The following is a 25,988-nucleotide window of genomic DNA, read 5'->3' on the forward strand; positions in this document are numbered from 1 at the left end:
TGTGCAACAATCTTCCGAATACCCGGGTTACTGGGGGGGAAGAAGCTGCTTTAAATGCAGCATTTCCATCTGCTTGAATCGCATCATATGAGGATATACCGGTGACGGCGCGGCAAGGGCTACTATTACAGCATCAGATTTTAAACGGTGGATAAGTTTGTGAAACTCAGAGGTGCGTTTACTGAAGCTCCATCCCCCAGGCGAGTCTGCATCTAACGGACCGGAGAGACGTTATCACCACGAAAACACCCCTTTTCGCAGCATAACGGACTCAGGCGACCTTAACGTCTCGCTACAAGACGTCTTGGAGTGGAAGTGCAGGGGGATAAGCTCCATGGTGTCCGTTACTCGCCCCAATGACAACATTCTTCCCGAATAAGAGCGCCTCAGTCCGCTAAGCCGGGTCAAACGCCCGTGAAGAACAAATCCCACCCTGGAGGTTGTCCCTGATGGCGAATGGTGACCAATCCACTAGCTTAAATTGGATGATTTATTAAGGGTTTCCTATGTTTTTCAAAAAAAGATTTGCTTAAAATTTTCGGGGTATATATGATAAGGATATCAAAATGACCCGCGGCTCATTTTTTGAAATATAAGAATTTATATGTTTCGCACTATAAATTTTCCTTATATTTCTCGCTGAAACGGTGTCGTCCTTTAAAAGGACGGCACAGCCGTTTCTGCTTGGGCGGACGGATAGGAGAGAGGATGAAAGGTATGTCGGGCTACGGAAAATGGGTAGCAGGGAGCAAGACCAAATGGATCACGCTGCTGGTGTGGATTGTACTGGTTGGGGTGCTTACAATGCTATGGCCTTCGGTGAATTCGCAGGTGGCCAACAATGCTTCCAATCTGCCGGAGGATTCCCAATCGGTGAGGGCATCGGTCGTTGCCGAGAGAGAATTTCCGGCCGGAAGCGGAGTGCCGGCACTGCTCGTCTGGCACCGTGACGGGGGAATCTCAGAGGAGGATCTCGTACATATAACCGCAGTATACGGCAAGCTTGAGCAGCAGCCGCTGGAGCATCAGAATTTTGTTCCGCCGCTGGGCAAGCTGCCGCCGCAGGCACTGCAGGCGTCCTTGTCGGAGGACCGGAGCACGCTCGTTACCCCGGTGCTGTTCGATAAGACGGCGGACAGCGACCAGCTTGGGGAGTCGCTCAAGAGCCTGAAGGAGCTGGTCCGGACGGAGACGGGGACTGACCCGTCTGCTGCCAAGCCGGATAGCAGAGACTTAAGCCTGCGTGTGTCCGGCCCGGTTGGAATCTCAGTAGATGCTACAGGGCTATTCAAGAATGCCGATGTGTCGCTGCTGATTGCCACCGTCATTCTGGTGCTGGTCTTCCTGCTGCTGATCTATCGTTCACCTATTCTGGCGTTGATTCCGCTGGTTGCTGTAGGCTTTGCTTATGGCGTAACCAGCCCGGTGCTTGGTCTGATGGCCAAGGAAGGCTGGATTACGGTGGATTCACAGGCGGTCTCGATTATGACGGTGCTGCTCTTCGGGGCAGGGACAGACTATTGCCTGTTCCTGATCTCGCGCTTCCGCCAGATGCTGAAGGTGGAGGAGAATAAGGGGCGTGCACTGCTGAGCGCCATTTCCCACTCTTCGGGGGCGATTGCGATGAGCGGCTTCACCGTGGTGCTGGCCCTCTTCGCTCTGCTGTTGGCGAAATATGGCGCGTACCACCGGTTCGCAGTGCCGTTCAGCGTCTCCATTCTGATTATGGGAGTAGCCAGTCTGACCCTGGTTCCAGCCTTGCTGGCAATCTTCGGACGGACCTCCTTCTTCCCGTTTGTGCCGCGCACGCCGCAGATGGAAGCGGAGCGGGCCAAGGCCAAGGGCAAACCGGTGCCGCAGCCGCAGCCTGCCCGCCGCAAGGGAATTGGATACCTGGTGGTATCCCGCCCGTGGGCCATTGTCGGAATTACAGTAGTGCTTTTGGGAGTGCTGGCCTCATTTTCCAGCGGAATTAAGTTCACTTATGATATTCTGTCGTCGTTCCCGAAGACTATGGAGTCGCGGGAAGGCTTTGACCTGATCGGCAAGCAATTCTCCCCTGGCGAGCTGGCGCCTGCCAAGCTGATGGTTGATACGGAAGGGTTATCCGGCGGAGAAGACCTGAAATCCGTGCTGAGCAGCCTGTCCTACGTGGATGTGGTCTCAGACCCGCAGCAAGGGGCCGTCAACCCGAAGATTACTGCCTATGATATCGAATTCAAGGACAATCCGTATTCGATTGAGGCGATGGATCATATACCGGCACTTCAGGCTACGGTTGAGTCGGCTCTGACGGAATCCGGGATTGAGAACGCGCAGGATAAGGTATGGATTAGCGGCCAGACCGCTACCCAGCACGATACCAAGGAGATTGGGGAACGGGACACCGATCTGATCATCCCGGTCGTTATCGGCCTGATTACGGTGCTGCTGCTGGTCTATCTCAGATCTGTCGTAGCCACAGTATATTTGGTGGGGACAGTAATTCTATCGTTCTTCTCGGCACTGGGCCTGGGCTGGATCATCATTCATTACGTGCTTGGAGCAGATGCGATTCAAGGGGCTATTCCGCTATATTCCTTCGTCTTCCTGGTAGCGCTCGGAGAGGATTACAACATCTTCATGATCTCGAATATCTGGAAAAAGCGTAAGCATATGCCGCTAAAGCAGGCGATTGCAGAAGGTGTGAATGAGACCGGTTCGGTCATTACTTCCGCCGGACTTATCCTGGCCGGTACGTTCGCCGTGCTGGCAAGCCTTCCGATTCAGGTGCTGGTCCAGTTTGGTCTCATCACTGCGATCGGTGTCCTGCTGGATACCTTCGTTGTCCGTCCGTTCCTGGTCCCGGCCATCACCGTCCTCTTTGGCCGTGCGGCTTTCTGGCCGGGTAAGCATCAGGAGATCAGCGAAGCTTCTGCTTCGGATACACAGCAATAACAACAGGGATGCCCCGCTAAGCCTGACGGCTGGCGGGGTATCCCTGTTTTCTGCGATAAGATGTTTAGGATAGCGGACTAAATGTAAGTGAATAACCGAATACAGTGTGCTGGTGGCGATGACGTGTATGCCGAATGTATGCGAAAAACAGCATACATTGTGGTCGCAAGCAGGCCTATGGAGCAAATGTATGTGAAAAATCCGGACACAATGGATTGCACAGTAATTTTGTCCAGCATATACATAGGATGTCACATAAGAATCTTATCCTTCACGCAGAAAAGGGGACCGTCCTAAACGGCCGGCCCTCTCCACTTATTGCTGCTTAAGAAGCAGGCTAGTCAGCCTGAACGTCCGGAGTGCGGCTGTGCACCAGCTCGTACTTGTCGAGCGAGGAGCCGACAATGGCTTCGTTCCGGCCGGCACCGCGGTGCGAGTCCCGGAAGGCGGGACTAGAGGTCCAGCCGTTCAGTGCCTCCTCATTCTCCCACACGGTGCAGATCTTCAACTCCTCCACGCCTTCCTTAGGAGCGGCGTGCCACACCTCCATACGGATGAAGCCGGGGATGCTCTGCACCCCGTTATCTGCGCTGAACCGTGAGGCCAGTGCTTCACCATGCCCTTCCTTGATCTTAATCGTATTGGTAACTACCAGCATGCCAAGTCCTCCTTGTAGGGCTTTACTTTACGTAAAGTCTGTCGTTATTGCGGATTCGTGGTCCAGATGCCTGCCGTCTTCAGGAAGACGCGGTCAGGCAGCTTAAGCGCAGCGAGCGTCAGCTCAGCAACGTCCTCCGGCTGCATCATCCGGTCCTCGTCCCCGATCTTAAGACCCGCATCGGAAGCAAGGCCTGTATTCACTGTGCTTGGGGTCAGCGCTACGACACGGATATTATGCTTGCGTACCTCCATCGCCAGTGACTCCGTCATGCCCATTAGAGCAAACTTGGAGGCACAGTAGGCAGAGCCTGTGGCGAAGCCGCGTTCTCCTGCGGTGGAGGAGATGTTAATGATATTGCCGCTCGAACGCTCAATCATCGCAGGCAGTGCCGCGCGGGTCACATAATAGGCCCCGAACAGGTTGATCTGCATATGACGTTCCCAGTCTGCCGGGTCCATCTCCAGGAACGTGCCGAACTGGGCGATCCCGGCGTTGTTAATAAGCGCGTCGAAGGGGCCGAGATCCTTCTGCAGAGCCACTACCGCCCGCTCCGCCTCTTCACGTACTGCAATATCGGCTACGGCGATACTGACCTTAATGTCGTACACCTCGGTCAGCGCCGCCTTCAGCGCCTCCAGATCCGCTGAGGTTCTGGAGATCAGCCCCAGGTTGGCGCCTTCCTTAGCCAGCGCCATAGCGAGCGCCTTGCCGATTCCCTTGCCTGCACCTGTAATGACAATACTGGTTCCTCTCAAATCCATAACCTGTCGTCACGCTCCTTATATATAGAATGATGGGTAATTCTAGAAGATACTGTCTATTATACCTGAGCGGCCGGGCACAATCACGCCGGAGCCGCAGCTCTGGCAGTGCTCCTCCCCGGCCCTCCGGACCGTTTGTGCCGCTAATGCCCCGCAGTGACCGGTCATCCTGCTCTAGTCTTCCGGCGTAATTGTCTTAAGCGGCAAGGTCGCCGGACCTTCGAGTACATCGCCTTCATAGGAGAAGCGGGAGCCATGACACGGGCAATCCCAGGAGCGCTCGGCATTATTCCATTCGCATTCACAGCCCATGTGGGTACAGGTTCTGTCCACAAGATGCAATTGGCCCTCAGGGTCGCGGTAGGCACCCACGCGTTTGCCGTCATGGAAGACAACGGCACCTCGATCCGGCTCCAGATCCTTTGTCTTGGTGTGCACAATCTCCACTTTGCCGGCGACCAGCTCCTTGGCAACCGAGAGGTTCTGTACAATGAAGTTCTTGATGGCGGGCACCGCCTTGAAGCGTGAGGGATCATATAACCCGGTGTAGGGGTTGCTGCTCCCCAGAATGCCGTCTGCGATCAGGCGGGCAGCCACGGTTCCGTTCGTCATACCCCACTTCCCGAAGCCGGTGGCGATATAGATCTCCTCGTCCTCGGCGCGCTTGCCGATATAGGGAACCCGGTCCAGCGTGATCAGATCCTGGGTGGACCAGCGGAACGGAATACTGCGAATGCCCAGCAGCTCCCCGGCGAACCGCTCCAGATTCTCATAGTGGCCGAATGTACAGATGCCTTGACCGGTCTTGTGATTCTCCCCGCCGGCAATGACCAGCTTCTTGTCTCCCCATTCCACTGCCCGCAGCGAGCGGACCGGTTCACCGGCACTCAGAAACATGCCGCCCTCATAATCCGTCTCCGGCTCGAACGCCAGACAGTAGGAGCGTTCGGCATGCAGCCGCGAGAAATAGAGGGAGCCGCCGTCATAGAAGGGGAAGTGGGAAGCCGACACCGCATGGCGGCAACGGATCTGGAACTTCTCTCCTTCGGTATGCAGGGTTATCTGTCCGTCTGTATCGACCTTCTCCCCGATCATCGTATGCTCAAATACAGTGCCGCCCCTGTCCAGAACCGCCTGAAGAAGCCCCTTCAGATACTCCAGCGGATGAAAACGGGCCTGATCCGGCATCCGGATGGCCCCGCCCGCGCCCAGCGGCAGGGGCACCTGATCCAGCCACTCTCCGGGCAGTCTTAGCTTACCGTAAGCCTCGAATTCCTTATTCAGAGCCTTGATTGTCTTCTCATCGCCTTGATCCGCATACAGATAGGCCGCCTCCCGTTTCATCCCGCAGGACAGGTCCAGCTCTTCCGCTGTGGCAATCATCCACTCCATGGCCTCGCTGTTCGACTGATAATACATCCGGGCCTGCTCCTCGCCGAAATGCTTCACCAGATCATGATAGATCATGCCGTGCTGGGCGGAGATTTTGGCGCTGGTATAACCGGTAGCCCCGCCGAGAATCTGCCCGGCTTCAAGCAGTGTGACTTTATATCCGGCCTTGGACAGCAGATAAGCGGTAGTAATCCCGGTAATTCCTGCCCCTACAATAGCTACGTCTGTAACATGATCTTCCGCAAGTCTCGGAAAAGACGGCCGCCCGGTGCTGCCTACCCATAATGATTCCGGAAATTGCGGAAGACCTTGCGAACGGGGTTCCTGTGCATTCATAGTATATTCCCTCCTAAGTGATGATCCATTTCATTTATTACCACTCTTCCGTGAAAAGAAACGCTCTGCTTCCCCGGCAGGTGCATGAAAATCGCCAGAAAGTGCCAACCTAAGAAGAAATTCAAGGAGCAGCGGGCGGAGAGGGGGAGGGACCTATGTCAGGACAACAGCATACACAGAGGGTCCCGCTCGAATGGATCAGAAGCCAGCTAAGCGGGTTCGGCGACCTTGAAGACAAGGTTTTAACGATTCCGGCGGGACAGGTCAGCCTGCTCTATATCAAAAGTGTGACAGACGGACAGGCCATCAGCCGCAATATCATTGCCCCGTTCTATGAGATGGGGCATCCCGCAGCCTATTACAGCTATGTGGCCGATTATCCCGGCAGTGAAGAGGTAACAGACGGGCAGCGTGCTCTGGACCTTCTGCTCAGCGGGTATGCCTGCATTGGGCGGGAGGGGAAGCTCTGCTGCTTCGATGTCCTCCGGGCGGAGGCCAGCAGTATCAAGGAGACGATCACGGAGAGCATCAGTCAAGGCCCCTCCGATGCGCTGGGGGAGAATCTGGCGGTGAACCTCAATCTGGTCCGGCGGCGTTATCTGTCCTCTGCGCTCAAGATGGAATTTACCGTCATCGGCAATGTATCCAAGACCAAAGCGGCGATCCTTTACGACGAGAGCCGGGTGAATCATCAGGTGCTGGCGGAGTTAAAAGAGAAGCTGGACTCGCTGAAGCTCGACATTCTGCAGGCTGCCGGGGAACTGGAGAAATATATCAGCAGCGACAAGCTGCGCATTTTTCCCAAGACTATAGTGACCGAGCGCCCCGACCGTGTGGTATTCAATCTGGCAGAGGGCAAGGTAGCGATCCTGCTGGATACGACCGGGTATGCGATTGTGCTTCCGTCCATATTCAATGATTTCTTCACCGCCATGGATGATAAAATCCATCTGCCCTTCGTCGGCCGCTTCCTGAAGCTCCTGCGCATCCTGGGCGTGGCTATGACGCTGTGGCTGCCAGCCTTGTACATTGCCTTCACCTCATACAATCCGGAGATTGTGCGGGTGCAGATCGCCCTGCTGATCGGGGGAAGCCGCGCCACAGTGCCATACCCGTCTTTTGTCGAGGTGATTCTGATGATGATTATGATGGAGTTCCTGACGGAGGCCAGCTTGCGTCTGCCCAGAGCCATCGGCCCTACAGCGACCACGGTCGGCGGTCTGATCCTGGGGCAAGCTGCTACAGCGGCGGGGCTGATCGGCAACATTATGATTATTCTCGTCTCTGTGGTGGCGATATCCAATTTCCTGGTCCCGCTGAATATGATGAGCTTCTCCATCCGTGTGCTGAAGTATTTCTTTGTCATTGCCGCAGCTGTGCTCGGGCTGGTCGGTGTTGTCATCTGCCTGGTGGGGTTCACACTGTACCTGTGCAGCCAGCGCAGCTTCGGCCAGCCGTACTTCAAGATGTTCGCTCTTGATGCGCTGGGAGCGTCACTGAAGAAGAAAAGCGGGGGCTCCTGATGGCAAACAGCCGCTATTTCTACTGCCTGTTTCTCATGAATTCCCTGATCAATATCATTAACTTCACCCCGCGTGAGCTGCTGGATGCCCGCTTCGACGGTGCGCAGTCCTCCATTCTGGTTGCGGTGGGCACGGGCACGCTGTTCATTTATCTGTTCACCAGAGTCATTCATAAATTCCCGGGAAAGGGACTGCCAGAGATCTTCGGTTCAGTGATGCCGAGGCTGCTGGCCTCCCCGCTGATTATCGTATATGCGGTACTCTGGTATCTGGCCGGGGCGCTGATTCTCTTATCCTTTGTGGATATTACCATGCGGTTTATCAGCCCGGACACAGGCACCATGGCAGTCTTGCTCGGGTTCCTGATATTGACCTGCCTCTGTGCCAGAATAGACTCGCTGTCCCTGCTCTATGGACTGGAAATTACACTGGCTATCACCCTGCCCTTAATTGTGTACACGACAGTCAAGGCGGTGGTGAACCCGGACTTTAGCTGGGACGCCGTGCTGCAGATCATGACACATGCCCTGCATCCTCCCGACTGGAACAGCCTTACGGCAGCAACCTTTACATTCAGCGGCTACATTAATATGGCGGTCTTCAACCGGGTATTTCATGGCTTGAAGCTGAGGCATATCTGGATTCTGAGTCTGGAGGGGCTGCTGGTGCTGGCCATCACGTTTTATGTGCCTATCGGATATCACGGAACTGTTGGCGTAGAGCGGCATGTGTACACCTGGTTCACCACAGCGGACAGCATCCGGATCGAAGCGTTTTTGATTGAGCGTATGCTTTATATCTTTTATTTTGCTTACAGCACACTGGCGCTCGTCAGTGCCATTATCCAGTGGCATGTCGGCAAAGAGCTGCTCCTCAGCCAGCTCCCCTCCGCCCCCGGCAGACCTAAGGCCAAGCTGCGGCAAGAGATCGTCATTCTGGCGGTTTTTGCAGCAGCTACTCTGCTCATGATGCGTATAGACCAATACGACCTGAATATGCTCGGGGTATTCCTGCTGCATATCCGCTGGTACGGGGAGCTGCTGCTGATCCTGCTGTTATTCTGGTGCTACTGGATGGTAAGGAGGCGAAGAGCGTGAGGGCGGGGGCAATCGGGACTCTGCTGGTGATGCTGCTGTCCGCAACCCTGACCCTGGCCCTTACAGGCTGCAATTACAAGGATATCGACCGGCGAATCTTCGTGGTCGCTATCGGGATCGATTCCGGCCAGCAGGAAGGGACATTCAAGGTAAGCCTCAAGCTGGCCATTCCCCAGGGCGATGTTACGAAGATTGACGAGAAGATGCAGATCCTCACCGAGGAATCAGAGAGCATCTCCGAGGCGCTGCGCAGAATGAAGTCCAAGGTGGAGAAGGAGCTCGACTATGTGCACTGCAAATCGGTGATTCTGGGGGAAGGGCTTGCCGCGGGTGATATCCGGCATGTAACAGACTGGGCGGTCCGGCGCAGAGACATCCAGCTGATTCTTAATTTCGCCGTGGGCAGGCCGGGGGCGCTGGAGGTGCTTCAGGTTAAGCCGCCGTCAGAGCGCATTCCGTCCAACTCGCTGATTCTGGCAATGAGCGGGCAAGGCACCGAGTCGCCCTTCATCTCCAGTGTGTATTCCTACCAGCTGATGCGGAGTATTTATGAGAATGGGATAGACCCCATATTACCGGTTATTGAAGCGCAGAAGAAGGACCAGTTCCTGATTAACAAGATCGCTCTGCTGGATAAAAGAAAAATCCAGCTGGTCCTCTCCCCGGACGAGACCCGGCTGTTCAATCTGCTGTCCCGCTCCAATCTGCGGACGAACTTCCCCGCCCATATAGGCGGCGGTATGTATCAGTACTATACGGAGAGCTCCTCTTCAAGCTACCGGATTGTTACTCCCGCAGATGAAGATCCCTATCTCCGCTATACCATTAAAATCCGGGCGATCCTGGAGGAGAACAGCACGGCGGAGATCGTCACCCACCATATGCTGAAGGAGATTGGAGAGGCCGGTGCCGCAGAACTGGAACAAGCCGTAACTGCACTGCTGGTCAAAATACAAGGCAGCGGCATGGACCCGCTGGGCTGGGGGCTGCACTACGGTGCACGGCACTGGAATAACAGCACGGAGATGGCCGAATGGAGCAGGCTGTACCCCCGGCTGGGCTTCCAGGTGAAAGCGCAGGTGGAGGTGAAGTATTCCGGCATGATCAAGTAGCGGCGCATTGACGCTTCCGGCATCAGGACTTATACTTGATCTAAAAACAAGTTAGAGGATGATAAAGATGAGAACCCTGAACCTTACCTCTCAGCGTCAAGCCGTATACGATATCGTCCGCAATTCCCATGATCACCCTACTGCTGCGGAAGTCATGAACCGGCTGGTCGGGCAAGGGCATAACCTGGCCTATGGAACGGTCTATAATTCCCTGCGCTACCTTACAGAGAAGCAGATGATCCGCGAGCTGAAGCTGGGCGAGGCGGCCAGCCGGTATGATGCGCGTCTGGACGACCACCAGCATATTGTCTGTGAAATCTGCGGTGCCGTGGATGAAGTGATGAGTCAGGTTCCGCAGGAGTGGAGCGATTCGGTGGCGGCGGATACAGGCTATTCGATCACTCATACCCATGTGGTATTCGGGGGAATCTGCCCGGCCTGCCAGAGCAGGAACTCACGCCAGAACTAGGACGTTTGTATGAGCTGCGAGGGTCCGCATAGTAACCGGATATAATAAAAGACCGTTTTCATTGAAACGGTCTTTTTGCTGTGCTCCTATAAAAATTATCAATAAATATAGGGAAATTATCATCAATTACCGGAAAAAAGAGGGTTTCGGGGGCTGATATTTAATTATATATTAAGCCTGCCGCCATGATCCATCTTAAGACCCATGAAGAAAGAGAGAGTGAGTCCATTATATGAATAAAAAGGTGCGTCTGAACATCCGTACAAAGCTGATTACTACCTATCTGCTTGTCCTGCTGGTACCGAGCATCATTATAGGCTGGTTAACCTATCAATCGGCCAGCAGCACCATGGAGGAGCAGCTTACTAATAATGCCCGGGAAAGTGTAATTGCAGTGAATCAGATCATAAGTTCCAATATTCAGTCGAAAATAGATGATATCCTCTATTTTGCCGGACAGCTTCCGGCAGATTCCATTAATAACGAGGCAGCCGGACTGGCGGCGCCTGCATTGGAGAGCAGATTGAGGGAGTATGCGGCGCTGCATCCCGATGTGCTTGATATTTATGCCGGAACCAGCAAAGGCAAGAGCATCCGCAGCGCAGAGCTGGAGCTGCCGGAGGGCTATGATCCCCGCAAGGAAAATACATATATCAATGCGCTTAAGCAGGGCAGCGGCACAGTGATCTCTCCGGTATTTCAGACGGTGAAGGGGGAGAGCGCCATTGCAGTATCGGCGGTGCTCGCGGGCGGAAACGGTGTAGTCAGCCTTGATCTGGATCTGTCCTTCCTTGCCGGTATGACGAACATCAAGGTCGGCCAGGAGGGCTACATTTTGATTATCGACAGCAGCAAGAAATTCCTGGTTCATCCCACAGAAGCAATTGGCGCGGAATCCTCGCTTGACTTCGTGAAGCAGATGTTCGGGAGTGAGAGCGGCAGCTTCGATTATGTATATAAGGATGCACCCAAGAAGATGACCTTCATGGTGAATGAGCTGACGGGCTGGAGAATCGGAGGCACCTTCAGCTTGAATGAGATTACGCAGGCAACCAGCGACATCCGTGAGACAGTCTGGCTGGTCATCTCTGTGTCAGTGCTGCTGGCGCTGGTGCTGATCTATTTCAATATCGCGTCGATCCTGAAGCCGCTGATCCGCCTGCGCAAGGCAACCGAGCGGATTGCCGGCGGCGACCTGTCGCAGGATATCGGGGACTTCCGGGGAGATGAGATCGGCCTGCTGGCCGGGAATTTCCGCCTGATGGTAGAGAATCTGCGGCAGATGATTATCGGGGTACAGACTATGACGGATAATGTCTCTTTCTCCGCTGAGCAGCTGAGCGCGGGGGCAGAGCAGACGACCAAAGCAATAGAACATGTTACAGTGGCCATCCAGGAGGTGGCAGCCGGCACGCAGCAGCAGGTCAGCAGTGTACATAAAGGGATGGCTAGCACAGCTGCCACCACCACTGAGGTAGCCCATATCTCGGAGTTCATGAAGCAGGTGTCGGTAATGATGGACAAGACCTCGCTGTCAGCTGCGGAGGGCAATGATTCGGTCATCAGCGTAGTCGACAAAATCAACGGCATTCATGAGACCGTGGAGGAGATGGGCGCGGTTATCGATCAGCTAAGTGAGCGGGTCGGGCAGATTCAGGGGATTACCGGTGTCATCTCGGGAATCTCGCGTCAGACAAACCTGCTGGCGTTGAATGCTTCTATAGAAGCGGCCAGAGCGGGGGAGCAGGGGCGCGGGTTCGCGGTAGTGGCCTCGGAGGTCCGCAAGCTGGCGGAAGAATCCGGGAAGTCGGCAAGCCTGATCTCCGAACAGGTTGCCTCTATCCATGCAGAGATGATCCGGGCTACGGCATCCATGGAGGAGGCGAAGAGCAAGGTAATGGACGGCATTATGGCTGTGGATACAACGGGACGTTCGTTCTCGCGCATCCGCAGGGCAATTAAAGGGGCCGCGGAGACCATAGGCGGGATGAACGAAGGCGTTCAGACCCTGACTGCAGAAGCAGACAGTCTGGACCAGGCCATCAGCGAAATCCGCGGCATCACCGAGGCTGCGGCAGGCAGTACCGAGACGATCTCGGCAGCAGCCCAGCAGCAGCTTGCCTCGGTGGAAGAGATCGCCTCTTCCTCAGCCGACCTCAGCCGCCAAGCCGATGAACTGCAGCAGCTGGTCGGGCGCTTCAAGCTGCACCCGGGTAACCAGTAGAGCCTCAAACCTGCACGTGTGAGAATTACTTTTAACTCATCGCTTGCGGAGGGTTTACCGTGCCTGAAGATAAGCAGAATTCCTGAGGTCAAATATACGGTCCGGTCTTTTCTTTTACCTCACTTTGCAAGTATACTGATAAACAACAATACGGGGTGATGAAGGGGAGAAGCGTTCATGGCAGAGCAATTAAAGGGCATTACCGTAGCCCTGGCCGGTCCGCGTAAAGCGGAAGACATGGCCAAGCTGGTAGAGAATATGGGAGGAACCGCGCTGCACCGTCCCGCTCAAGGGACAACCTTTCTGGATGATGCCGCCCTGCGTGAGGGGTTGATTGCCTGGACGGAGCAGCCGCCGGATCTGGCTATTCTGACTACCGGTATGGGGCTGGACGCATTGTTCGAGACGGCTGCGAAGCTTGCGCTTGCAGACCGCTTCCTGGAGGTTCTCTCTGCCTCACCTGTTGCTGCCCGTGGCTATAAGACAGTGAATGCCCTGAAGAAACGGGGGCTTGAGCCGGTCGTGCGTGACGATGACGGCAGCTCTGCCGGACTGATCCGCGGCCTGCAGGACTATGATCTGCAGGGTAAGCGCGTCATGCTTCAGCTGCACGGGGAGACTGCCCCGCAGCTGGTCGGGTGGCTGGAGCAGGCAGGTGCAGCTGTAAGCTGTGTGCAGCCTTACAGGTATACTCAGCCGGAGCCTGGAGCGCTGGAACTGCTGCTTACAGAGATCACGGAAGGTCAGGTGGATGCGGTGGCGTTCACAAGTGCACCGCAATTCCGCTTCCTGGCACAGCATGCGAGGGAGCAGGGGCAGCTTGCGGCGCTGGTGCAGGCTTTTGAAGACAAGGTGCTTGCGGTCTCTGTAGGCCGTATGACCTCGGAGGCCCTGAAGGAAGAAGGCGTGAAGCGGATCGTCATGCCGGAGCACGAGCGGATGGGCAGCATGTTCGTTACCCTGGGCCGCTATATTGCGGCTAACCGCTAGCAGCGGACGTTCAATTACAACTACAAATACAGAGAGAGATGGAGGAGGAGACCTATGGATAAGAGAAAATGCCTGTTGTTAGGCGATTACACACACCCCCGGTTTCACCCGTTGCAAGGTGTGGACAAGCAGGTCAGTGAAATTCTGAATGAGCTTCTGACTGTGCAATGCTCGGAGAACAAGAAGCTGATGCTAAGCGAGCATTTGTCCGGATATGATCTGTGTATCGCATATAATGAATTGTGGAATGAAACCGTATCTCCGCAGCAGACGGCAGGTCTGCTGAGCTATGTCAGCGGAGGAGGCGGTCTGATTGTCCTGCACACAGGGGTATCCTTGGCGAAGCGTTATGAGCTGGCCCAGCTGATCGGTGCCAGATTCACCGGCCACCCGGCCTATACTCCGCTTCAGTTCAAGGTGCAGGAGCATGATATTACCGAGGGCATCGAAGACTTCCAGCTCGATGAAGAGCCGTACCGGTTCGAGTTCGATCCGTTCACCGAGAAGCAGATTCTGCTTGAATACGAAGCGGACGGGGAGATGCTGCCTGCGGCCTGGTGCCACAGCTATGGCCTTGGACGGGTGGTCTATCTGATGCCGGGCCATCATGAGCCGTCGTTCCGGCATCCGGCTGTTCGCCAGCTGATTCTGCGGGCAGCCACCTGGGCGGCGCGTATCCCCAGATAATCAGCAAATAATCAGCAATATCGGTGCTAAGCCCCACTTTGTGGGGTTATTTTGTGAAATGGCGGGCGAAGGGGTATACTTTATCCATAACTGCAATCTTTGGGAGGGAAGTACCATGAGTGATCTGTTGAAGAAAGCTATCTCATTAGGCGTTGGCCTCACCATTGTCAGCAAGGAAAAGGTTGAAAAGGTCGTAGACGAGCTGGTGAAGCGGGGCGAGCTGGCCCCGTCGGAATCCAAGGCGCTGGTGGACCGGCTGGTAGAGCGCGGAGATGAAGAACGGGGTGCGTTCAAGTCTGCCGTGCAGGAGCAGGTTCAGCGGGTTCTGAAGGAGCTTAAGGTACCAGTGCAGGAGGATATCACCAGGCTGGAATCGCGCATTGCCCAGCTTGAGGGCCGTGTTGCCGAGCTGGAAGGCAAGTCACCCCAGGAGACCACCGTGCCGGAACAGCGTACGGAATAAATGGCTGTCCGCATAAGGCATGCCGGACGTTACCGGGCAATCGCCATGGCGCTTATGCGTCATGGCTTCGGCTATATGGTGGAGGAACTGGGCCTCTACCATCTTCTGTCGCTTCCCCGCCGGATCATCACACAGGAGGTTCATGAAAGTGTGACCCTCGCTGAGCGGGTCCGCAGGGTGCTTGAAGAGCTGGGGCCGACCTTCGTCAAATTGGGCCAGCTCGCCAGTACGCGCTCCGATCTGCTGCCTGATGCGATTATTCAGGAGCTGGTCAAGCTGCAGGACAATGTGCCGCCGTTCTCAGCCGAGACGGCCCGCAATATTCTGGAGCAGGAGCTGGACCAGTCCATTGATGCGGTCTTCGAATATTTCGAGAATCATCCGCTCGCTGCCGCCTCCATCGGCCAAGTGCATCGGGCTGTGCTGCATGGCGGGCAGAGTGTAGCGGTCAAAATACAACGGCCAGGCGTCATGCGGACGATGAGCAGGGATCTAGAGATTCTATCGGATCTAAGCCTGCTCGCCGAGCGCAAGATGGACTGGGCCAGGCAATACGGCTTAGCCCGGATGGTCGAGGAATTCTCACGGGCTCTGATGGCAGAGCTGGATTACGCCCAGGAAGGGCGCAATGCCGAGCGTATAGCCGGGCAGCTGACTGCTCAAGATAACGTATATATACCGGCCATCTATTGGGATTTCAGCTCCACCAGGATTCTGACCATGGAGTACATGGAGGGAATTACGCTGAACCGCAAGGACGAGCTGCTGGGCTTGGATATGAAGCTTAAGACGATTGCCCAGCAGTTTGTGGAGATGATGCTGAATCAGATTTTCATTCATGGCTTCTTTCACGCCGATCCGCATCCCGGCAATGTCATGGTGCTGAAGGATGGGAAGCTGGCTCTGATCGACTTCGGAATGGTCGGGCGGCTTAGCGAGGATATGAAGGACGGCCTGTCCGCGCTGGTGATTGCTCTCATGCGCAAGAATACGGACTCGATGGTACGGGCCATTCTGCGCCTGGGAGTGATCCCGGAGGAGGCTGACCGGACGGCGCTGCACGAGGATATGGACCGGCTGCGCGAGCAGTATTATGATATCCCGTTCAAGCAGGTCAGCATCGGCAAGGCGCTGAATGATCTGTTCAGCATTGCCCGCAAGCACCGGCTGGTCATTCCGCCGGATCTGGCGCTGCTGGGCAAGACGATGCTCACGCTGGAGGGCATGGTCGCCAGCCTGGACCCGGCCTTCAGCATTATGCAGATGGCCGAGCCGTTCGGCAGACGTCTGCTCAAGCAGCGCTTCAGCGGAAGCCGCCTGCAGCGCAAGCTGCTGGGCGGGGTGGCTGATCTTGCCGAGAGTCTGGTCGAGCTTCCCGCCCAGGCCCGGCAGCTCTCCTCGCTGATCAGCAAGGGAAAGCTGAAGGTAGAGATCGGGGTACCTGAGCTGCAGGACCTGGAGCATAAGTTCAGCCGGATCGGCAACCGTCTCTCCTTCAGTATCGTGCTGTTGGCCTTCAGCATTATCATGGCCGGACTGATTGTTGCCTCCTCCCTGCGCGGCGAGCCGTCGCTGCTCTGGGACTTCCCGATTGTGGAGATCGGTTCGGTCATCGCACTGCTGATGATTCTGTGGCTGCTGTTCTCCATCTTCAAATCGGGGAGATTCTAGCCGGAAGCGCCGGATAAATAATTATTCTTCGCCGGATGCACACAAAGGCTGCGAAATCAAGTACAATATTAAGATAACTTGCCACAATTAAAGTGTAATGGAACGCAAATGGAGTGCCGTCTGAACGTCCGGTGGATCGCTGCTGCGCCGTATAACCGAACGTTCGACCGCTGCCTTGCGGGCCCATAGGACGGAAGGGCTCCGGTGACGGGGTGCTTCCGCTTTTATTTGAAACGATAAGAATGTGAACGGTACCGTCCTTGTCAAAGGACCTGAGGATGACATCCCCTCTGCTTACCTTGCGTACTTTACTCCGTTACATGGATGAATATAAGTTATGAAATTAGGATGTAACCTGACTGGATACCGGGCCGAGTGACCAGACTTTTTTGAAATGAAAACTTAGAAAAATAGTGAGGTGGAGCAATTGCCGGGTTTTAAAGATTTAGGAGTATCAGAAGTGCTGACCGATCTGCTCAAGGGGCAGGGCATCGTGAAGCCGACGCTGGTGCAGGAAGAGGCGATTCCGCCGCTGGTGCAGGGTCTGGATGTAATTGCGCGGGCGAAGACGGGAACGGGGAAGACACTGGCTTTTCTGCTGCCGATTATGGACAAGATCCGGGTCGAGGCCGCTTATCCGCAGGCGCTGATTCTCGCGCCGACGCGTGAGCTGGCGCTGCAGATTACAGAGGAGGCGCGCAAGCTGGCCCGTCATACGGGCGTGAAGATTCTGGCGGTCTACGGCGGACAGGATGTGGAGAAGCAGCTGCGTAAGCTGGAAGGCGGCAGACATCTGATCATCGGTACGCCGGGACGGCTGCTGGATCACCTGCGCCGGGAGACGCTGGACCTCAGCGGCGTGAAGATGCTGGTGCTGGATGAAGCGGATCAGATGCTGCATATGGGCTTCCTGGAGGATGTGGAGACGATCATCACAGCGGTGCCTTACCGCCGCCAGACGATGCTGTTCTCTGCGACAATGCCGGACCCGATCAAGCGGCTGGCAGCGAACTATATGAAGGAGCCGCTGGATGTCATTATTAAGAGCGGATCGCCGATCCCTCTGGATAATATCCGCCAGCAGGTGGTGGAATGCTCGGACCGCAATAAGGAAGAGGCGCTGATCTCCCTGATCGAGCGCGACCGTCCTTACCTGGCGATCATCTTCTGCCGGACGAAGCGCCGGGCCATCAAGCTGAACGAGGCGCTGCAGGCGGCCGGTTATGACTGCGACGAGCTGCATGGAGATCTGTCGCAGGGCAAGCGCGAAGCTGTCATGAAGCGGTTCCGTGATGCCAAGCTCCAATTGCTGGTGGCTACGGATGTGGCGGCACGCGGCCTGGACGTTGAAGGGATCACCCATATCTTCAACTATGATCTTCCGCTGGATGCGGACAGCTATATTCACCGGATTGGCCGCACCGGCCGCGCCGGAGGCAAGGGCCTCGCGATCACGTTCGCTTCGCCGCGCGAGCGCGACGGGCTCGAGCTGATCGAGCACGGCATCTCCCAGCGGCTGGACCGCCGCCGGTACGAGAAGGATGAATTCGGCGTAGGCGAATTCACCTCGGTCCAAGGCGGCGGCTCGCCGCGCGGGCGGCAGAGCGCGGCGCCTGAAGCGGCGCGCGCCGGCCGTGGCGGCCGCGGGCAGGGCCGCAGCGGCGGTGCGCCGCGCGGCGAAGCCGCAGGGCGTCCGGGCGGGCGCGGACGCGGCGGCAAGGACGCAGGCGGCTGGGGCGCGCCTGCGGAAGGCGGCGGCCGCAGCCGGAAGGACGCGGCCGGAGGCGGCAAGCGCAGCGCGTACAGCGCAGCTGCGGCGCCGAAGGGCGACTCCGCCGGGCCAGGCGCGGCGAAGAAGCCGAGACCTGGCGGCGGCTACGGCGCCTTCGCCAGCGGCGGCGACAGCGCAGCAGCCAGCGGCTATGCTGCGGGTGCAGGTGCGGGTGCCGCCGGCGGACGCGGCGGCAAGGGCGGCGCTGCGCGGGGCGGGGCCTCCAGAGGCAACGCCTCCCAGGGCGGGCCGAGCAGCGGCTACAGCACCAACGTATCGCGGGGCGCAGATGCCGGCGGCTTCAGCTACGGCGCTTCGAAGGGTGCCGGCTCCGGGGCCGGGTATAATCCCGGCGGCGCGAAGTCGAGCCCGAAATTCCGGGCGCATGTAGCGCGCAGCAACGATGCCGGGGGCGGAGGCGCCTCCGCTCCCAAGGGCGGCTCACGAGGCGGCTCCAAGGGCGGTAAGGGCGGCTTCAGCTCGGGCGGACGCAGCGGTGGAAATTCATCGCGCGGCGGGCGCAGCGGAGGCTCCGGCGGCGGTTCACGCGGCGGACGCGGCTCCGCCAGATAAAGGCACTTTACATGCATAGCTAATCCTTGTTACCATAGGGCCGTCGGCGTAACAGCCAATGACTCTATGGTAATATTTATTTACTGAAACCTTTTGGCTATCAGGCCTGTCTAATAGATGCTGCCAGAACATTCGGATATTCGGGTACAAGTATAGAGAGATATAGAAAGTAGCCTGCACTCTTGATCAGCCGGGAATCTGCCGAATTCAGGAGTGCGAGGGTACACAACGTTTAGGAGGATTACACAGCATGTCCAAAACCGCCAAAATTGTCATTCTACTCATCGTCGTCATTGCGGCCGGCTGGGGAATCGGGAAGTATACGGCACCGTCAGCTTCTCAGGAGAACGGAACCAATGTTAACACAGGCACAGATTTGGGAGCCGAGGGGCCGGGGGCAGCGCCTGAAGCTTCGGCAGTACCAGAGCCTACGGATCAGCCAGATCCTGAAGGTTCAGGTAATGGAACATCCGGTAATAATGCTGCGGAGATGGTGGTAGCCGAGCCGGAGAGCATCGCGGTCATGGTCAATAAGCAGTACAGCCTGCCTGATAAGTATAAGCCTTCCGATCTGGTCTACCCGGATGTTCCTTTTATTTTCTCGGAAAAGATTGAGAAGCGCATGCTGCGGCGTGAAGCGGCTGCGGCGCTGGAGGAGATGTTCGCGGGGGCGAAGGCGGACGGGGTCTATCTGGCCGGTGTATCCGGCTACCGTTCGGAATCGACCCAGAAAAGGCTGTTCAATAACTATGTCGCCAGAGACGGTGAAGAGAAGGCCCGCACCTACAGTGCCATGCCGGGACACAGCGAGCATCAGACGGGACTGGCCATTGACCTGTCCGGCAGAGACGGTAAATGTGCAGCCGAGAGCTGCTTTGCAGGGACGAAGGAAGCGGAGTGGCTGGCCGCCCATGCCGCTGAATACGGCTATATCATCCGGTTCCTTGAGGGCAAGGAGGCCATTACCGGGTACAAGTACGAGCCTTGGCATGTCCGTTACGTAGGTAAGGAGATTGCCGCTTCCATCGCCGAAAGAGGGATTACACTCGAAGAATATTATGACGCTGTCCCGGTGTCGAATTAAACCCGCACTATAATCAGGCGGTCCCGCGATTTGCGGGGCCGTTTGTGTGTCTGGGAAGCGGGCGGAGACTTGTCACCAGTATCTGTCCTTCCATTCAGGAAATAAGTGGATTTCATCCAGCTGCTGCGGCGCGATTGAGCTATCCTCCGGCAGCAGTTGGATAATGAGCACTTAATTAATCAATATTCAGCAAAAGTAGTCAAACGCCACCAATTAGATGCTGTTTATCCACTTGCTTCCTGACAATCCGCTGAAACCGGGAAAATAAGATACGTTTATCCACTTGCATGCCTTGCATGCTGCTGAAGCGGGCGGAGACTCGTTCGTGAACGGTGGTTCACCCCCGGGAACGCTGGTTAAGTAGTGGGAAACCGCACACTATGAAATGGGAGGCGTTTCTTGATGTCTGAACATAATCATGTGGTGAGTAAGGACGGCAGTGTGACCATGAACCGGGTAACGGAGGCGCTCGACCGGATTGATCCGGGGCAGAAGGAAATGATACTGGACAACTTCGAGCACTTCAAGGCGTATTTAGGAAAGCGCATTCAATTGGCGCAAAAAATCGGTCTCAGCGACGAACAGCTGGCACTGGCCGCCGAGAAAATCGCCGGTTACCTGGCAGCGTATGAGGAGCCCCGCAATAGTGAAGAGAAGCTGCTGCTGGAATTGTGGAAGGCCGGCAACAAGGAGGAACGCCACCGGCTGGCGCATATGCTGGTGAAGATGGTGCAACAGTAAAAGAGGCAGCGCCGGTAAGCAACAGGAGCACTACCAGTATCACCAACAGCATCGGGTAAAATGGATCCCTGAAAAAGTAACATGAACATCGTTATTGCATTCCTTCCTATGAAAATAAATCAGGCGGTTCCGTGATCCTTGCGGAGCCGCCTGATTACTGTGCAAGTAACCTTTGACACATCAGTCTGTGGCTGAACCGTATCCTCAGCCCGTGCGTTTGCTTGGCGGCATTACATTCTTCCGGTTGTGAATTACATCGGTGCGGGTATAGTTAGTATATTAGTATAGATGTACGGTATGCTGAAGCCTCGAAAATCCAACCCATTGGAGCTGCTCTCACATGAAATTAAGCATTCTCGATCAATCCCCGGTGCCGGAGGGAAGCACTCCGGCCGAGGCGCTCCGCCAGACTGCGCTGCTGGCCCACGAAGCGGAGCGGCTTGGTTATCACCGCTTCTGGGTCGCGGAGCATCATGCTGCGCCGGGCCTCGCCGGCTCCAGCCCTGAAGTGCTGATGGCGCATCTTGCTGCGGTAACCTCTACGATCCGCATCGGCTCGGGAGCGGTGCTGCTCCCGCATTACAGCGCGTTCAAGGTCGCTGAGAATTTCCGCGTCCTGGAGGCACTCTATCCCGGACGTATCGATCTCGGGATAGGGAGGGCGGCAGGCGGCGGTGCTCTGGCCGCCAAAGCACTACAGGATACCCGTGTCACTATTGACGACGTTGACCGGTACGAGCAGCAGATCCGGGAGCTGATGGCCTATCTGTATGACTCTGAGGGCGGAGCATCTCCGCAGCGTTACGCCGGATTACGGGCAACCCCTGCGGTGGACGCAGCGCCGGAGGTCTGGCTGCTGGGCTCAAGCCGGGAGAGTGCGGCGCTCTCTGCCCGGCTGGGAACCGGGTATGCTTTCGCCCGGTTCATTGCCAGGAACGGAGGAGCGGGGGCGGTGCATGAGTACCAGGATGGCTTCGCACCTTCCGTGGCTGCCGCATCGCCGAAGTCGCTGCTTGCGGTGTTCGCTGTCTGTGCGGAGACATCGGCCGGGGCAGACCGGCTGGCTGCCAGTATGGATCTCTCATTGGTCAGCCTGGAGAGGGAACACCTCTCTGCCCCGACCCCGTCCGTAGAGACAGCGCTGAACTATACATATACCCCGTACGACCGCTTCACCATTGCAGATAACCGGAAGCGGATGGTCATAGGCTCGCCTGCTGAAGTCAGGGAGCAGCTTCAGCTGCTGGCGGAAGAATACCGCTGCGGGGAGCTGATGATTTCTTCGCATATCCATGACTTTGAGGACAAGCTGCAATCCATCCGGCTCATCGCCGAAGCCTGCGGTCTGGAGCGCAGGACGTAGCCATTCCCGCCGGAATTTGGTTTTGGCTGCGAATAGGGTAAAATGAAGAGGTTAATTATATAGCCGAAAGGAAGCGAAGCAGAGATGTCGATTTATAGTTTTGCCGGAGTGAAGCCTTCGGGTACAGAAGTGCCGTTTAAGGACTATGAGGGCAAGGTGCTGCTGATCGCCAATACGGCCAGCAAGTGCGGACTGACCCCGCAATACGGAGATTTGCAGAAGCTGTACGAGCAGTACGGGGATCAGGGTCTGGTGGTACTGGGCTTTCCGTGCAACCAGTTTGCCGGCCAGGAGCCGGGCACAAGCGAGGAAGCGGAGTCCTTTTGCCAGATTAACTATGGAGTTACGTTCCCGGTGTTCGCCAAGGTCGATGTGAATGGTCCGGAGGCGAGCATGCTGTTTCAATACTTGAAGGGCCAGCAGCCGGGTGACGGCGAGAGCAGTGATATCCAGTGGAACTTCACGAAATTCCTGGTGGACCGCAGCGGCAATGTAGTGGCCCGTGTCGAGCCGAAGGAATCACCGGAGAGCATGAAGGAGCTTATCGAATCCCTGCTGTAGTAAGGCTGAAATTAACCGCTCTGAAGTAGCCCTTTATGAAAATTATCCTTGAATCTTTTCAGAGACCCTGTATCCTTTGAAGAGACATGTTTCGCGTGACACCATGAATGGCTTACAGGAAGCAAGGATGCAGGATAATAACGGCAGGAGGGTTACATACAGGCATGAGGTTAATTACAGAGGTAGCATCGGCAGCGGGGATTAAGGAAGAGCATCTGGAACTGTACGGCAAATATAAAAGCAAGCTGGCGCCCTCGCTCTGGGCAGAGCTGAAGCATGAGCCGGACGGCAAGCTGGTTCTGGTTACCGCAATGAATCCTACACCGGCAGGTGAAGGCAAGACGCTGACGACGATTGGACTTGCTCAGGCGATGAATGCAGCGGGTGTACGTACGGTGGCTGCGCTGCGTGAACCTTCGCTTGGTCCCTGTCTGGGGATGAAGGGCGGAGCGACCGGGGGCGGCAAGGCGCAGATTGTTCCGGCAGATGAGATTAACCTGCATTTCACAGGGGATATCCATGCGGTGAGCGCAGCCCATAACCTGCTCTCGGCGATGATCGACAATCATTTGTTCCAGGGCAACAGCCTGGGGCTTGATCCGCAGCGCATCGTCTGGAAACGAGTTATGGATATGAATGACCGCAGCCTGCGGAATATCGTGACCGGCCTTGGCGACGGCAACGGAACTGTGCGGGAGAGCGGTTTTCAGATTACAACAGCCTCCGAGATTATGGCCGTGCTGTGCCTGTGCAGCGACCTTGCGGATCTGAAGCAGCGGCTCAGCCGCATTCTGGTCGGATATGACCACTCAGGTCAGCCGGTAACCGCACAGGCGATTGGAGCTGTGGAGGCGATGACTGCGCTATTGAAGGAGGCGGTGAAGCCGAATCTGGTGCAGACGCTGGAAGGAACCCCGGTCATTGTGCATGGCGGCCCGTTCGCCAATATTGCCCACGGCTGCAGCAGTGTGATCGGAACCCGCTACGCGCTGAAGCTGGGCGATGTGGTGGTGACCGAGGCAGGCTTCGGCGCAGATCTGGGCGCGGAGAAATTCATGGATATCAAATGCCGCCAGGCAGGGCTTGCTCCTGCGGCTGCTGTCCTGGTGGTAACGGTGAAGTCGCTGAAATACAACGGCGGCGTCCGCAAGGAAGAGCTGTATGAGAGCAACCGGCCGGCGCTGCTCTCCGGATTGTCCAATATGGAGCGTCATATTGAGAATCTGCGCAAGTTTGGCGTGCCTGTGCTGGTGGCGCTGAATCATTTTGAGGGGGATGCCCCTGCGGAAGTGAATGAGGTGCTGGAGGCCTGCGGGCGGCTGGGGGTACCTGCTGCGGTATCCAAGGTATGGGCGGAGGGAAGCGCGGGCGGACAGGAGCTGGCGAAGGAGCTGCTGAAGCTGCTGGACCGGGAGGAGCCTGTGCAGTACGCACCGCTGTATGATGACCATCTGGATATTCCGTCCAAAATCAACCGCATCGTCACGGAGATCTACCGTGGAGCGGGAGTAGCCTTCTCTCCGGCCGCTAAGCGTAGTCTGGCTATTATTGACCGGCTGGGCCTGAACCATCTTCAGGTCTGCATGGCCAAAACCCCGTATTCCTTCTCGGATCAGCCCCGGCTGCTCGGAGCCCCGGAAGGCTTCACCATGGGCGTCCGGGACATCACCCTGTCCCTCGGGGCGGGATTCGCTGTAGTGATCACTGGCAACATGGTCACGATGCCGGGCCTCCCCGCCAAGCCTGCGGCAGAAGGAATACTGGTGGATGAGGATGGCGTAATTTCCGGTCTGGAATAAGACATCCCAGCCAATAGTTGTAGTGTGGCCTCACTTTACCGCAGGTATGCTGCGGAGGGTGAGGCTATTTTTGTATGCAAAAAACCGATCACAATTGGACTGGGAGCGCAGCATAAGCCAATTTCCCTCCTGCTGTTTCCTGCTCCTGGCAGACATAATGCCCCTCCTCCGGGGGAAACTAAGCGAAGGTTGAAGAGCGCATCGGCGGCACTAGTGGAGTGGATGATGCGGTGAAACTCCAAAGTTATTAAAATTTGAAATTGTGAACAATGTGAGAAAAATCACAAAAACACTTGTAATGTGATAAATATCACAATATAATCAGTGTATAAAGTGAAAACAATCACAAACGTAAACACAAGCCTTACTAAATAAGCTTTTCAACTTGGAGGAGGAAGAAATCATGAAAGTAGCAGTCATTGGATGTACCCACGCCGGAACGGCCGCCATTGTAAATACCGCACAGTTATACCCGGATGCACAGATCACGGTGTATGAGCGTAACGATAATATCTCATTCCTGTCTTGCGGCATTGCCTTATACGTTGGCGGTGTGGTCAAGGACCCGCAGGGACTCTTCTATTCCTCCCCGGAACAGCTGGCCGCGCTGGGTGTGCAGACGAAGATGCGCCATGAGGTAATCAACATTGACACCGCCGGCAAAACCCTGAAAGCCCGTAACCTCGTGACCGGCGAGGAAATGGAAGATACTTATGACAAACTAATTATGACAACAGGCTCATGGCCGATCGTGCCTAAGCTCGAAGGGATAGAGATGGAGGGCATCCTGCTCTCGAAGAACTACAATCACTCCAACACCATTATCGAAGAAGCGCAGAAGGTGAACAGAATTACTGTGGTCGGTGCCGGATATATCGGGGTCGAGCTGGTGGAGGCTTTTCAGATGAACGGCAAGGAAGTTACGCTGATTGATGGGGAAGACCGCATCCTGAGCAAATATCTCGATGAAGAGTTCACCGCACCGATCCAGCAGTCGCTTGAGGATCACGGCATTAAGCTGGCGCTGGGCGAAAAGGTTGCCTCCTTCGCAGGGGAGAACGGCAGAGTGACCAAGGTGATTACGAGCAAGGGTGAGCATGAGACGGATCTGGTGATTCTCTGCATCGGCTTCCGTCCAAATACCGAGCTGCTGAAGGGTCAAGTGGATATGCTGCCGAATGGCGCGATTATGGTGAACGATTATATGCAGACCAGCCTGCCTGATGTCTATGCTGCCGGTGACAGCTGTGCGATTCATTACAATCCAACGGGTAAGCACGCATACATTCCGCTGGCCACCAATGCAGTGCGTATGGGAACGCTGGTCGCCCGCAACTTGGTCTCGAACACGATCCCTTACATGGGTACGCAAGGAACGTCGGGCATCAAGATCTATGAAGACAATATTGCCGGAACCGGACTGACGGAAGAGGCGGCCGCAGCCGAGGGAATGGATACGGAAAGTGTGATGCTGATCGACAACTACCGTCCGGAGTTCATGCCAACCTTCGAGCAGGTTCAGGTAAAAGTGGTCTTTGACCGTGCCACCCGCCGCATTCTGGGCGCGCAGATTATGTCCAAGATGGATCTGACGCAGTCGATCAATACCGTATCGGTCTGCATCCAGAATAAGATGACCGTTGACCAGCTGGCCTTCATCGACTTCTTCTTCCAGCCGCACTACAACAAGCCTTGGAACTTCCTGAACACCGCAGGCCTCCAGGCTCTGCCTAAGCCTGCTCCGGTCAAGGAGCCTGTCCACGCTTAATTTAT

General features: G+C 56.2%; 20 protein-coding genes. 17 read left to right on the top strand and 3 right to left on the bottom strand.

What is annotated here, in order from left to right; all coding sequences use genetic code 11:
- Positions 1-708: 708 nt before the first annotated feature.
- Complete coding sequence (locus tag NST04_RS05925; protein ID WP_341183549.1) at positions 709-2,937, top strand: MMPL family transporter; 2,229 nt, start codon at positions 709-711, stop codon at positions 2,935-2,937.
- 337 nt (positions 2,938-3,274) lie between these two features.
- Here NST04_RS05925 and NST04_RS05930 read toward each other — a convergent pair whose 3' ends face one another.
- The 3 genes from NST04_RS05930 to NST04_RS05940 form a co-directional block, all read right to left on the bottom strand.
- The gene (locus tag NST04_RS05930) at positions 3,275-3,595 is read right to left on the bottom strand and encodes an antibiotic biosynthesis monooxygenase (protein ID WP_341183550.1); all 321 of its coding nucleotides are present in this window, start codon (positions 3,593-3,595) and stop codon (positions 3,275-3,277) included.
- Between the two features lie 44 nt (positions 3,596-3,639).
- Entirely contained in the window at positions 3,640-4,359 is a 720-nt protein-coding gene (locus NST04_RS05935) for a 3-ketoacyl-ACP reductase (RefSeq protein ID WP_036692186.1), read from the bottom strand.
- A 174-nt stretch (positions 4,360-4,533) separates the two neighbouring features.
- The gene (locus NST04_RS05940) at positions 4,534-6,087 is read right to left on the bottom strand and encodes an FAD-dependent oxidoreductase (RefSeq protein ID WP_341183551.1); all 1,554 of its coding nucleotides are present in this window, start codon (positions 6,085-6,087) and stop codon (positions 4,534-4,536) included.
- Positions 6,088-6,242: 155 nt separating this feature from the next.
- On the opposite strand from NST04_RS05940, the gene NST04_RS05945 reads away from it, so the two are divergent.
- From NST04_RS05945 to NST04_RS06020, 16 genes are all read left to right on the top strand, one after another.
- Positions 6,243-7,610: a spore germination protein gene (locus NST04_RS05945; protein ID WP_341183552.1), complete on the top strand. Its 1,368-nt coding sequence runs from the start codon at positions 6,243-6,245 to the stop codon at positions 7,608-7,610.
- Positions 7,610-8,707, top strand: coding sequence for a GerAB/ArcD/ProY family transporter (locus tag NST04_RS05950; protein ID WP_341183553.1), 1,098 nt, complete (start codon positions 7,610-7,612; stop codon positions 8,705-8,707). Before NST04_RS05945 ends, NST04_RS05950 begins: the two co-directional genes overlap by 1 nt.
- Positions 8,704-9,819 carry a Ger(x)C family spore germination protein gene (locus NST04_RS05955; RefSeq protein WP_341183554.1) on the top strand — a complete coding sequence of 372 codons (1,116 nt, stop codon included), beginning with the start codon at positions 8,704-8,706 and terminating at the stop codon, positions 9,817-9,819. Before NST04_RS05950 ends, NST04_RS05955 begins: the two co-directional genes overlap by 4 nt.
- Positions 9,820-9,886: 67 nt before the next feature.
- Positions 9,887-10,288 carry a Fur family transcriptional regulator gene (locus NST04_RS05960; RefSeq protein WP_341183555.1) on the top strand — a complete coding sequence of 134 codons (402 nt, stop codon included), beginning with the start codon at positions 9,887-9,889 and terminating at the stop codon, positions 10,286-10,288.
- Between the two features lie 232 nt (positions 10,289-10,520).
- The gene (locus NST04_RS05965) at positions 10,521-12,512 is read left to right on the top strand and encodes a methyl-accepting chemotaxis protein (protein ID WP_341183556.1); all 1,992 of its coding nucleotides are present in this window, start codon (positions 10,521-10,523) and stop codon (positions 12,510-12,512) included.
- Positions 12,513-12,689: 177 nt separating this feature from the next.
- A complete protein-coding gene (locus tag NST04_RS05970; protein ID WP_341183557.1) occupies positions 12,690-13,502 on the top strand; it encodes a uroporphyrinogen-III synthase in 813 nt (270 codons plus the stop codon).
- Between the two features lie 54 nt (positions 13,503-13,556).
- Entirely contained in the window at positions 13,557-14,189 is a 633-nt protein-coding gene (locus NST04_RS05975) for a ThuA domain-containing protein (RefSeq protein WP_036728279.1), read from the top strand.
- 115 nt (positions 14,190-14,304) lie between these two features.
- Positions 14,305-14,652, top strand: a complete 348-nt coding sequence (locus NST04_RS05980; RefSeq protein WP_341016074.1) for a phasin family protein — start codon at positions 14,305-14,307, stop codon at positions 14,650-14,652.
- Positions 14,653-16,323, top strand: coding sequence for an ABC1 kinase family protein (locus NST04_RS05985; protein WP_341183558.1), 1,671 nt, complete (start codon positions 14,653-14,655; stop codon positions 16,321-16,323). It begins immediately after the preceding gene.
- Between the two features lie 427 nt (positions 16,324-16,750).
- The gene (locus NST04_RS05990) at positions 16,751-18,667 is read left to right on the top strand and encodes a DEAD/DEAH box helicase (RefSeq protein ID WP_445667872.1); all 1,917 of its coding nucleotides are present in this window, start codon (positions 16,751-16,753) and stop codon (positions 18,665-18,667) included.
- Positions 18,668-18,917: 250 nt separating this feature from the next.
- On the top strand, positions 18,918-19,751 hold the full coding sequence (locus NST04_RS05995) for a M15 family metallopeptidase (RefSeq protein ID WP_341183560.1): 834 nt from the start codon (positions 18,918-18,920) through the stop codon (positions 19,749-19,751).
- Positions 19,752-20,153: 402 nt separating this feature from the next.
- On the top strand, positions 20,154-20,492 hold the full coding sequence (locus tag NST04_RS06000) for a DUF3243 domain-containing protein (RefSeq protein ID WP_340751213.1): 339 nt from the start codon (positions 20,154-20,156) through the stop codon (positions 20,490-20,492).
- A gap of 340 nt (positions 20,493-20,832) precedes the next feature.
- A complete protein-coding gene (locus tag NST04_RS06005; RefSeq protein WP_341183561.1) occupies positions 20,833-21,855 on the top strand; it encodes an LLM class flavin-dependent oxidoreductase in 1,023 nt (340 codons plus the stop codon).
- A gap of 84 nt (positions 21,856-21,939) precedes the next feature.
- Positions 21,940-22,416 (top strand): glutathione peroxidase, encoded by a 477-nt coding sequence (locus tag NST04_RS06010; RefSeq protein WP_341183562.1) that lies wholly within the window; start codon positions 21,940-21,942, stop codon positions 22,414-22,416.
- Between the two features lie 164 nt (positions 22,417-22,580).
- A complete protein-coding gene (locus tag NST04_RS06015) occupies positions 22,581-24,215 on the top strand; it encodes a formate--tetrahydrofolate ligase (RefSeq protein ID WP_341183563.1) in 1,635 nt (544 codons plus the stop codon).
- 403 nt (positions 24,216-24,618) lie between these two features.
- Positions 24,619-25,983, top strand: a complete 1,365-nt coding sequence (locus tag NST04_RS06020; RefSeq protein ID WP_341183564.1) for an FAD-dependent oxidoreductase — start codon at positions 24,619-24,621, stop codon at positions 25,981-25,983.
- Positions 25,984-25,988 lie beyond the last annotated feature (5 nt).

The organism is Paenibacillus sp. FSL H7-0756 (genome assembly GCF_038006765.1).
Classification (GTDB): domain Bacteria; phylum Bacillota; class Bacilli; order Paenibacillales; family Paenibacillaceae; genus Paenibacillus_AQ.